Below are 10,390 nucleotides of genomic sequence, written 5' to 3'. Positions count from 1 at the left end.
GCGGCCGCCACAGGCCACGCCCCCTTTTCAGGCGCCGGGATGCGCGTCCATAAAGTCATATGGACGCAGAACTTCGCATCGAGACCGTCTCCTTCCGCGATCCGCGCTATGCGGCCAGGCGGCTGGAGGTGGAGCAGAGGGCCGACGGGACCCTGGTCCTGGCTAATCCCACGCCGTTTTCGCAGGCCTTCCAGGCGCCCCATGAGGCCCTGGCCTATTGGGCTGAGGCGGCGCCGGATCGGGTCTGGCTGGCCGAACGCGCGGGCGAGGGCTGGCGCACGCTCACCTATGGCGAGGCCTGGCATGCGGTGACGCACCTGGCTGGAGGGCTGGTCGCCCGCGGCCTCACTGGGACCCGGCCGATCCTCATCCTGGCCCATAACGGCATCGATCATGCCCTGCTGATGTATGCGGCCATGAGCCAGGGAACGCCCGTGGCGCCGGTCTCGCCGCAGTACGGGCTGGCCGGGGCGAACCTGGCGCGGCTGACCCATGCCTGCGAGGCGCTGCATCCGGCGGCGGTCTTCACCGAGGACGCCGAGCGCTTCGCCACCGGGCTGTCGGCCGACGTCCTGGCCGGCCTGCCGGTGATCGCCGCCAGCCATGGCCGGCCTGGCCACATCGCCCTGGCCGAACTCTATGGCCCGGCGGCAGGTCCCAGCGCCCATCCGTACGACCACGCCAAGTATCTGCTGACCTCGGGCTCCACCGGCCTGCCCAAGGCGGTGATCATCACCCAGCAGGCCCTGGCCCTGAACGCCGCCCAGATCACCGCCTGTTTCGATGACGACGAGCCGCCGGTGATCGTCAACTCCGCCCCCTGGAGCCACAGCCTGGGCGCCAACTCCATCCTGCACATGTGCGCCACCCGCGGCGGGACGCTCCATATCGACGCCGGCCAGCCCACGGCGGCGCGGTTCGCCGAGACCGTGCGCAACCTGCGGGAGATCTCGCCCACCTATCACAACATGGTGCCGGCCGGCTGGATGCTGCTGGTGGACGAACTGGAGAAGGACGAGGCCCTGGCGCGGTCCTTCTTCGCCCGACTGCGGCTGATGCAGTATGGCGGCGCCAGTCTTGGCCAGGATGTCAGTGACCGCATCCAGGCCGTCGCCGTGCGTACGGTGGGCGAGAAGATCAGCTTCGCCAGCGGCTATGGCGCCACCGAGACCGGCCCCACGGCCTGCAACGTCCACTGGCCCAATGACCGCATGGGCCTGATCGGCCTGCCCATCCCCGGCACGGCGGTGAAGCTGGTCCCGGTCGCCGGCAAGCTGGAGTTTCGGGTCAAGGGCCCACAGGTGGCGCCCGGCTATCTGGGCCGGCCAGAGCTCTCCGCGCAGGCCTTCGACGAGGACGGCTTCTACATCCTCGGCGACGCCGCCCGCCTGGTCGATCCAGAGCGGCCCGAGGCGGGCCTGGCCTTCGACGGGCGCATCTCGGAGAACTTCAAGCTGGCCAGCGGCACCTTCGTCCCCGTGGGCGAGGTGCGGATCGCGGCCCTCTCAGCCATTGGCGGGGCGGTCACCGACGCGGTGGTCTGCGGCGAGGGCCAGGGCGCGGTCGGCCTGATGTTCTATCCCGACCCGCGCCGGCCCCGCGATGAGGTGGAGGCCGCCGTCCAGGCGGGCCTCGCCGCCTACAACGCCCAGGCCCGGGGCGGTGGTCGCATCGCCCGCGCGCTCGTCTTGCCCGATGGCCCCGACGGCGCTTCCGGCGAGATCACCGACAAGGGCTATATCGCCCAGACCCTGGCCAGAACCCGCCGCGGGGAGGCGCTGGAACGCCTCTTCGCCGATCCCCCGCCCCCCGAAGTGATGGTGTTTGACTGATGAACGGCGCCGACGCCCTGATCGAGACCCTGTTGGCCAATGAGGTCGACGCCTGCTTCGCCAATCCCGGCACCAGCGAGATGCAGTTCGTCGCCGCCCTGGACCGGCAGCCGACCATGCGGCCGGTGCTCTGCCTGTTCGAAGGGGTGGCCACCGGCGCCGCCGACGGTTTCGGCCGCATGGCCGATCGGCCCGCCTGCACCCTGCTGCACCTAGGCCCCGGCTATGGCAACGGCCTGGCCAACCTGCACAATGCGCGGCGGGCCTATACCCCCCTGGTCAATGTGGTGGGCGATCACGCCACCTATCACCGGCAGTACGATGCGCCGCTCAACTCCGACATCCCCACCATCGTCGGGCCCAACTCCCTTTGGGTGCAGTCGGCCGATCGCGCCGATGACGTGGCGGCCCTCGCCGCCGAGGCGGTCGCCGCCAGCTTTGGCCCGCCCGGCGGCCCGGTCAGCCTGATCCTGCCGGCAGACTCCGCATGGACCGAGACCCAGGCCGGGGCGGTGAAGGCGAAGAAGCCTGAGCGCCCCGCCCCCTCCGGTGACGCGGTCGAGGCCGTCGCCCGGGCGGTTCGCGCAGCGAAGAAGACGGTCCTGCTGATCGGCGGCCAGGCCTGCCGCGCCGAGGCCATGGTCCAGGCCGCCCGGCTGGCCGCCCATGGGGTGCGGGTGCTGGCCGACACCTTCGTCGCCCGGCAGGGGCGGGGCGCCGGCCTCTTCCAGCCGGGGCGGATGCAGTATTTTGGCGAGGCGGCCCTGGCCGACCTGGCCGGGACCGACCTGATGCTGCTGGCCGGCACCACCCAGCCGGTGGCCTTCTTCGCCTATCCCGATCGGCCGAGCCTGCTGGTGCCCGAGGGCTGCGACCTGATGACCCTGGCGGCCCGCAGCGAGGACGCCGCAGCCGGCCTGCGCGCCCTGGCCGACGCCCTGGGCGCCCCGGCCTCAGGCCCCGTCCAGCCCCTGAAGCGGCCGGAGGCCGCGCCCACGGGCCCCATGACGCCGCAGGCGGCGGGCGTCTCCATCGCCCGCCATCTGCCGGAGGGCGCCATCATCTGCGACGACTCGGTGACGTCTGGCGGCGGCGTGGCCAGCCAGACCGGCACGGCGGCGCCGCACGAGGTGCTGGCGCTCACCGGCGGCGCCATCGGCCAGGCAATCCCCCTGTCGATCGGCGCGGCCGTGGCCTGTCCCGACCGCAAGGTGCTGTCGCTGAACGGCGACGGCGCGGCCATGTACACGGTCCAGGGCCTGTGGACGATCGCCCGGGAGAATCTCGACGTCACGGTCGTGGTCTTCGCCAACCACGCCTACCGGATCCTCAATATCGAGCTGGGTCGCACGGGGGCGGGCGAAGCCGGGCCTTCGGCGTCCCGCCTGCTGGATCTCGGCGATCCGCGCATCGCCTGGGTGGACATGGCCAAGGCCCTGGGCCTGCCGGCTGTCCGCTGCGAGACCGCGGAATCCTTCGAGACGGCGTTCGCCGGCGCCATGCGCAACAGGGGGCCGATGTTCATCGAGGCGGCCATCGGCTGAGGTCTCATCTGGCCAACAAAAAGGCCCGCGGTTTCCCGCGGGCCTCGATGTCGATCCGATCGATCTGATCGATCAGGTGTTGCCGGGCAGCTTGCACCCGCCGGCGATCCCCTTGGCGAAGGCGCAGCCCAGGGCGTCGGACGACACGATCGGGTTCTGCTTGTACTCGATCATGTAGCCCGCCAGGCCGTCGGCGCAGGCGACTTCGATATAGGCCGAGCCGTCGGCGGTCTTACCCACCAGGCGCTGGCCCGACACTTCGCAGCTGTCGCGGCCATGCTTTTTCAGGTCGGCGGTCAGGGCGGGATAGGCCGCGGAGTCGTCGTTCAGGCCGCAGCGATAGCCCGCGATAGGCGCATAGGCGCAGTTGTAGACGGCGCTCTTGCCGGTTTCGAACACGCCGACGCCGCCGGGCTTGCCGTCCTTGCAGACCAGTTCCACCACGTCCTTGCCGGCCGCAGCGGGGAAGGCCGCATAGCGCTCGACATCGCAGTCGAAGCCGGCACCCTTGGCCAGACGGGTATAGAGGGCCGCCTGCTCGGTGGCCGCCTCACGGGCGTCGGTCAGGGTGCAGCCGCCCAGGATGCCCAGAGCGCGGGCGCAGTCCCAGGACTCCGACAGCTGGCCGGTGGTGGCGACCTTGTAGATGTAGCCCTTGCCGTCTTCACAGGCGGCTTCGAAATAGTTGGAGCCGTCGGTGGTGGCGCCGACGAAGCGGCGGTTGGTGACGGCGCAGCTCTTGGCGTCGGCGGCGGCCATCTGATCGACCACCTGCAGGCGGGCGGCGGCGTCGCCGAGCTCGCAGCTGATATTGGTCGAGGCCTGGTCGTAGATCAGGCAGTTGGTCGCATCGACGGTGGTGTCGGCGGTGGCCGGATAGCCGGTGTTCAGGATGTAGCCGGTGACGCCGTCGTCGCAGGCGATCTCGAAGAAGGTGTTGGTGGCGCTGCGGCCGATGGCGCGGCTGTTGGCCACGGTGCAGGCGACGCCGTCCTTGGCGGCCAGCTTGGCCAGCTCGGCGCCGGGGTTCTGGTTGCCGGGCAGCTGGCAGGCCAGGGCCGAGGGCTTGCCGTCCGCAGTGGGCGCGCCGGCCTCGAGGCAGGTGAACAGGTTGGTGGCGCCGCCGGACACGGCCTCCATCACAAAGCCCATGCCTTCCTGGCAATCGACTTCGTAATAGGAGGTCGAGGTCTTGGCCCGGCGATCTTCGTTCTTGCCCACCAGGCGGGCGTCGACGATCTGGCAGTTCAGGCCGGCGGCCTGGGCCAGGGCGGGGGCCTCGGCCATGCCCTGGGTCCGCGACTGCTCGGTGACGCCGGAGTCGCGGGACTGCGACATCACCGCGGCCGGCGCCAGGGCGACCACGGCCAGGGCTGCGGCGAGCCCAATTGTCATACGCCTCATGATTACTTCATCTCCTGGGGTGGTTCCTCTGCGCGGAGATAAGCCTCCGCGAACCATTGGGGTCAAGGTCGAGTCTTCGACCGCGGAACTGGAAGAACACCGAGATCTTCGATCAAGACGTGGTCAAGCTTCGGGCGAAGTATGGAATCTCGCCTCTCATCTGTGTTCCTGATCCTTGCCGGCCGCACATGAACGGGGGCTGACACGGGTCCGATTGCGCCATTGTCCTGCGGAGATGCGGCGGCGCGCATGGCGCCGTTCAGAACGACATCGACGGGTCCGGCGTCACGGCCTAGAATTTACGAAGTAAGATCAATTGAGAGGACCCGACATGAGCCATGTCATCGCCGAGACGTCCGATGGGGTCCTGACCCTGACCCTCAATCGTCCGGAAAAGAAGAACGCCCTGACCCGGGACATGTACCAGGCCCTGGGGGACGCCATCGACGCGGCCGAGTTCGACAAGGATGTCCGCTGCATCCTGTTCCAGGCCGAGGGCGACATGTTCACCGCCGGCAACGACCTCTCGGACTTCGCCGCCGTCAATGCGGGCGAGGCGCCGGCCAATGAGGCCCGCCGCGGGGGGAACCCGCTGCTGGCGGCGCTCGCCCGGGCCAAGACGCCCCTGGTGGCCGCCGTCAACGGCCGCGCCGTCGGCGTCGGCGTCACCATGCTGCTGCATTGCGACCTGGTTTACCTGGCCGAGGACTCGGTGCTGACCACGCCGTTCGTGAACCTGGCCCTGGTGCCGGAGGCCGCCTCCAGTCTGACCCTGCCCTCGCGGATCGGCCATGCCCGGGCCTTTTCCATGTTCGTGCTCGGCGAGGCGGTGGACGCCCAGAAGGCGCTGGCCTGGGGCATCGCCAATGAGGTCCTGCCCCGGGACGAGCTGCGCGCCCGGGCCCGCGCCGCGGCGCTCGCCGTGGCCGCCCGGCCGCCCGCCGCCGTCACCATCACCAAGGCGCTGATGCGCGATCCCGTCAGCCTGGCCGAACGCATGGACCGGGAGGGCCGTCACTTCTCAGACCAGCTCAAGTCGCCGGAAGCCAAGGAGGCCTTCGCCGCCTTCGCCGAAAAGCGCGCGCCGGACTTCGCCAAGGTCGGCGGCCAGTGAGTTTCGGCTCGAGGTTCGGCGCCTTCACCCCCGCCCGCATCGTGGCCGGCGAGCATGACCTCAACGGCCGCAACATCATTGTCACCGGCGGCGCCAGCGGCATCGGCCTGGAGACCGCCCGCGCCCTGGCCGGCGCCGGGGCCGACGTCATGCTGGCCGTCCGCGACCGCTCCGCCGGCGAACGGGCCGCCGTCCAGATCAATGAGAGCATCGGCGCCGACAAGGTGGTGGCCGGGACCCTGGACCTGACCAGCCTGTCCTCGGTCAGCTCCTTCGTCGACGCCTGGGGGGATGAGCCCCTGGACGTGCTGATCAACAACGCCGGGGTCATGGCCTGTCCCCTGGACTACACTTCCGACGAGCTGGAGATGCAGATCGGGGTCAACCACTTCGGCCACTTCCTGCTGAGCATCGGCCTGGCCCGGGCGCTGATGAACGCCGCCGACGAGGACCGGGCGGCCCGGGTGGTCAGCCTGTCGTCTATCGGCCACCGGCGTAGCCCGATCCATTTCGACGACATCCACTACCGCAACCGGCCCTACGACAAGTGGGAGGCCTATGGGCAGTCCAAGACCGCCAACGCCCTGTTCGCCGTGGCCTTCGACGAGCGCTTCGCCGAGCATGGGATCAACGCCAACGCCGTCATGCCCGGCGGCATCATGACGCCGCTGCAGCGCCACCTCTCCCACGAGGAGATGGCGGCCATGGGCTGGCTGGACGAGGACGGCAAGCCCGTCGAGGGCTTCAAGACGCCCGAACAGGGCGCCTCCACCAGCGTCTGGGCCGCCGTGGCCGAGGAGCTGGAAGGGGAGGGCGGCCTCTATCTGGAGGACTGCTCGGTGGCCATGCCCTGGACGAAAGACAAGCCCAATCACGGCGTGATGGACCACGCCCTGGATCCGGAAGCGGCCGAACGGCTGTGGATCCTGTCGGAAGAAACCGTGGGAGCGACCCTATGAGCCTGCAAGGCAAGACCCTGTTCGTCACCGGCGCCAGCCGCGGCATCGGCCTGGCCATCGCCCTGCGGGCGGCCCGGGACGGCGCCAATGTGGCCATCGCCGCCAAGACGGCCGAGGCGCACAAGCACCTGCCCGGCACCATCTATTCGGCCGCCGAAGAGATCGAGAAGGCCGGCGGCAAGGCCCTGCCGCTGATCGTCGATGTCCGCGACGAGGCCAATGTGATGGACGCCGTCGAGCAGGCGGTCGCCAGGTTCGGCGGCATCGACATCTGCGTGAACAACGCCTCGGCCATCCAGCTGACTGGCACGCTTGCCACCGACATGAAGCGCTATGACCTGATGAACCAGGTCAACGCCCGGGGGACCTATCTGACGTCGAAGGCCTGCATCCCGCACCTGAAGCGCAGCGCCAATCCCCACGTCCTGATGCTGTCGCCGCCGCTGGACATGAATCCCCGCTGGTTCAAGGGCCATGTGGCCTACACCATGGCCAAGTTCGGCATGAGCATGTGCGTCCTGGGCATGGCCGAGGAGTTCCGCGAGGACGGGATCGCCTTCAACGCCCTGTGGCCCCGCACCGGCATCGCCACCGCCGCCATCCAGTTCGCCCTGGCCGGCGAAGAGGGCATGAAGAGCTGCCGGACCACCGACATCATGGCCGATGCGGCCTACGCCATCTTCAACAAGCGGTCCCGCGACTTCACCGGCAACTTCCTGATCGACGACACCTTCCTCTATGGCGAGGGCGAGCGGGACTTCGACAAGTACCGGGTCGATCCCACCGCGCCCCTGATGCCGGACTTCTTCGTGCCGGAAGATTCGGTCCCGCCGCCAGGCGTCAAGATCGGCTGAGGGTCGGAAGCTCATGAGCGCCCCGCCGGTCACCGTGCTGCAGGCGAGCCCGGAAGAGGCGGCCGCCATCCGGGCGGCGGTGCGCGGGGCGACCGACCGGGTGCTGGCGGGCCCTGCGCATGTGGACGGCCTGCTGGCCCTGCTGTCAGATCCCCGGGTGTCGGACCCGATCTACGACCTGCCGCGCCCCTTCACCCGGGAGTCCATCGCCGCCTGGGTGCAGGAGAGCCGGGCGGCCCATGACCGGGGCGAACGCCTCCTGTCGGTCACCCTGGACGAAGCCGGCGAGGTGGCGGGCTATTCGCAGATCAGCGTCTGGCCCGACCGGTCCTCGGCCGAGATCGCCGGCGCCGCCCGGGCCGATCGCCAGAACGCCGGCCGCGGGCGAGGCGGGGTGTCCAACGCCGCAGCCTTCATGTTCGAGACCCTGGGCGTGCGCCTGATCGGCCTGACCGCGGCGCTGGACAATGTCCGCTCCATCGCCGCCATCGACGGGGCCGGCTTCGTCCGCATGGGTGAGCGGGAGACCGTCCGCCCCGACGGCACGGTCCGGCGGAGCCTCTATTGGGAGCTGACGCGCGAAGCCTGGCGGGCCAGGCGCGAGGGCTGATCGAAGCTGTGCCTCGACCTAGGCGGTCACCCTCGATCAAGTCCGACCATGACGGATGGAGGAACGCTGCCGCGCCTCAAGGTCAGCCGAACCCCGTTCCCGCCTAGACCGCGATGTCGATGATGGCGCCCTTGGCCTCGCCGGACTGGGCGTCGGCCTTGGCTTCCTGCTCGATGGCCTCGCGCAGGCGTTTGGCGATCTCCTCGGCGATGGCGGATTTCAGCGCCTGGGGGTCGTCCCCGCCCTGGGCGGCGAACTGAGCCTCCACCTGCTCGCGGACCATCGCCTCCAGCTTCTCGCGCTTCACCTTCTTCTGCCACTCATAGAAACCGCCGGCCTGCTGGATTTCATCTCGCGGGCTCGCGGACTTCGTCTCCAGCGTGACCTCTTTTGAGGCTGGCTTGTTGGCCGCCGCGGCCGCCATGGCTGCGAAGGGGTTGGACGCGCCGATGCTGGCGACCATGGGTCGGCTCCCTTGCTCGATCTCGCCTGGCGTTAAGCAAGATCGGCGCCAGCCGGCGATCCTAGTCCCGGTCCGGCGCCCCCAGCGGGAAGTAGTGGCGGAAGGGGCGGGCCTCGTTCACCGCGCGGGCGAAGGATGGCCGCTGCAGCAGGCGCTCGCGATAGGCCCTGAGCGCAGCGCAGGCCTCCGGGATCTGATAGGTCCAGTCGGCATAGAAGAGCGACGGGGCGGCGGCGCAATCGGCCAGGGTGAAGGTTTCGCCCACGGCCCAGGTGCGGTCCTGCATGCGCTGGTCGACCCAGGCATAGCTGGTGTCCAGCATCTGGCGGGCCTCGTCCACCCCCAGGGGATCGCGCTGGTCGGCGGGCCGCAGGGCGTCGTAGACGAACTTGCCCTGGGGCGTCATGACGTAGTTGTCGAAGACCCGGTCCAGCATGCGGGCCTCCAGCGCCAGGTCGGGATCTTCCGGGATCAGCTTCACAGGTCCCGGGTGATGGACCTGCAGATATTCGATGATGACCGAGGCCTCCAGCACCACCCGGCCGTCGGCGCGCAGGATCGGGAAGCGCTTCAACGGCCACAGCGCGGCGAAGGCCTCGCCGACGCCGGGGTCCTCCAGCATCCGATAGGTGAAGGGGACGTCGTTCTCATAGAAGGCGATCAGCGCCTTCTGACAGTAGGACGAGAAGGGGTGGGCGAAGAATTCCAGGGTCATGCGAAGGCCCGGGCCTGCCGCCCCTCGATCAGGGCGACCAGGTTGTCGACGTGCCAGGTCGTGCCGTGCTCGCGCCCCTTCACCGCCTCGGCCCCGCCGGTGAAATAGGAGCCCTGTTCGGTATGGATCAGCCGGGTCTTCTCCCCCTCGACGGCCCGGAACTCCAGCGTCTGGAGGGAAACCGACAACTTCTCGTCGTTCTGGAACATGTCGTAGACCAGCACGATCCGTTCGTTCTCGACGATGTCGTGATAGGCGGCCTGGAAGTCGGTGACCTTGCCGTCCGGCCAGCGGGCGTGGAACCGCTCCTTGCCGCCGACGCGGAAGTCGAAGTCGCGGTCGAGGGTCTCGATATCCGCCGGCGCCTTGAACCAGGCCATCTTGGCCTCCAGGCTCGAATAGGCGGCGAACACCCGGCCCGGCGGGGCGGCCAGCATCCGCTCTATGGTGAAGGTGGCGTTGATCAGCGTCATCGGTCTGGCTCCTGCGGGGCGGTCTCGGCCAGATAGGCCTCCAGTTGGTCGTATTGCTGGTCCCAGAACCGCCGGCGCTCGGCGATCCAGCCTTCGATCCGGGCGATGGCGCCGATCTCCAGGCTGCAGGTGCGGACGCGCCCCACCTTCTGGCTCTTCACCAGTCCCGCCGCCTCCAGAACCTGCAGGTGCTGAACCACGGCCGAAAGCGTCATGGGCAGGGGCCGGGCCAGTTCGCTGACCGAGGCCGGCCCCTGGCTCAACCGCTCCACCATGGCGCGGCGGCCCGGATCGGACAGGGCCTGGAAGGCGACGTCGAGAGGCTGATACTGTAGCATTGACTTAAGTGTTTAGCCGCAGGGCGAAAGAGTCAAGTCGCTGCTTAACCGAGGCGCCGAAACCACGCGGGGGGCAGGCGAGTT

The 10,390-nt window shown here is 69.4% G+C and carries 11 protein-coding genes; 6 read left to right on the top strand and 5 right to left on the bottom strand.

Annotated features, from left to right (window positions below; genetic code table 11):
* Positions 1–59 precede the first annotated feature (59 nt).
* Positions 60–1,832, top strand: a complete 1,773-nt coding sequence (locus tag Q7S93_RS07585; protein ID WP_304713254.1) for a feruloyl-CoA synthase — start codon at positions 60–62, stop codon at positions 1,830–1,832.
* Entirely contained in the window at positions 1,832–3,376 is a 1,545-nt protein-coding gene (locus Q7S93_RS07580) for an acetolactate synthase large subunit (RefSeq protein ID WP_304713252.1), read from the top strand. The genes Q7S93_RS07585 and Q7S93_RS07580 overlap by 1 nt, the downstream gene beginning before the upstream one ends.
* Before the next feature lie 72 nt (positions 3,377–3,448).
* On the opposite strand, the gene Q7S93_RS07575 is transcribed toward Q7S93_RS07580, so the two are convergent.
* Positions 3,449–4,780, bottom strand: a complete 1,332-nt coding sequence (locus Q7S93_RS07575) for a hypothetical protein (protein WP_304713250.1) — start codon at positions 4,778–4,780, stop codon at positions 3,449–3,451.
* Positions 4,781–5,111: 331 nt separating this feature from the next.
* Here Q7S93_RS07575 and Q7S93_RS07570 point away from each other — a divergent pair, with 331 nt between their 5' ends.
* Genes Q7S93_RS07570 through Q7S93_RS07555 form a run of 4 tightly spaced genes read left to right on the top strand, consistent with a single transcriptional unit; the run spans position 5,112 to position 8,317 of the window.
* Positions 5,112–5,894, top strand: coding sequence for an enoyl-CoA hydratase-related protein (locus Q7S93_RS07570; protein WP_304713248.1), 783 nt, complete (start codon positions 5,112–5,114; stop codon positions 5,892–5,894).
* Positions 5,891–6,853: an oxidoreductase gene (locus Q7S93_RS07565; protein ID WP_304713247.1), complete on the top strand. Its 963-nt coding sequence runs from the start codon at positions 5,891–5,893 to the stop codon at positions 6,851–6,853. The genes Q7S93_RS07570 and Q7S93_RS07565 overlap by 4 nt, the downstream gene beginning before the upstream one ends.
* Positions 6,850–7,707, top strand: coding sequence for an SDR family oxidoreductase (locus tag Q7S93_RS07560; protein WP_304713245.1), 858 nt, complete (start codon positions 6,850–6,852; stop codon positions 7,705–7,707). Before Q7S93_RS07565 ends, Q7S93_RS07560 begins: the two co-directional genes overlap by 4 nt.
* A 13-nt stretch (positions 7,708–7,720) precedes the next feature.
* Positions 7,721–8,317 (top strand): GNAT family N-acetyltransferase, encoded by a 597-nt coding sequence (locus Q7S93_RS07555; RefSeq protein WP_304713243.1) that lies wholly within the window; start codon positions 7,721–7,723, stop codon positions 8,315–8,317.
* A 103-nt stretch (positions 8,318–8,420) separates the two neighbouring features.
* Here Q7S93_RS07555 and Q7S93_RS07550 read toward each other — a convergent pair whose 3' ends face one another.
* The 4 genes from Q7S93_RS07550 to Q7S93_RS07535 form a co-directional block, all read right to left on the bottom strand.
* Complete coding sequence (locus Q7S93_RS07550; protein ID WP_304713241.1) at positions 8,421–8,780, bottom strand: hypothetical protein; 360 nt, start codon at positions 8,778–8,780, stop codon at positions 8,421–8,423.
* A 61-nt stretch (positions 8,781–8,841) separates the two neighbouring features.
* Complete coding sequence (locus tag Q7S93_RS07545) at positions 8,842–9,495, bottom strand: glutathione S-transferase family protein (RefSeq protein WP_304713239.1); 654 nt, start codon at positions 9,493–9,495, stop codon at positions 8,842–8,844.
* Positions 9,492–9,968 carry an SRPBCC domain-containing protein gene (locus Q7S93_RS07540; protein WP_304713238.1) on the bottom strand — a complete coding sequence of 159 codons (477 nt, stop codon included), beginning with the start codon at positions 9,966–9,968 and terminating at the stop codon, positions 9,492–9,494. Before Q7S93_RS07540 ends, Q7S93_RS07545 begins: the two co-directional genes overlap by 4 nt.
* Positions 9,965–10,306, bottom strand: coding sequence for an ArsR/SmtB family transcription factor (locus Q7S93_RS07535; protein WP_304713236.1), 342 nt, complete (start codon positions 10,304–10,306; stop codon positions 9,965–9,967). Before Q7S93_RS07535 ends, Q7S93_RS07540 begins: the two co-directional genes overlap by 4 nt.
* Between the last annotated feature and the right edge of the window lie 84 nt (positions 10,307–10,390).

Source organism: Phenylobacterium sp., from assembly GCF_030646615.1.
Classification (GTDB): domain Bacteria; phylum Pseudomonadota; class Alphaproteobacteria; order Caulobacterales; family Caulobacteraceae; genus Phenylobacterium.
This window is presented reverse-complemented; position numbering and strand designations above follow the sequence as displayed.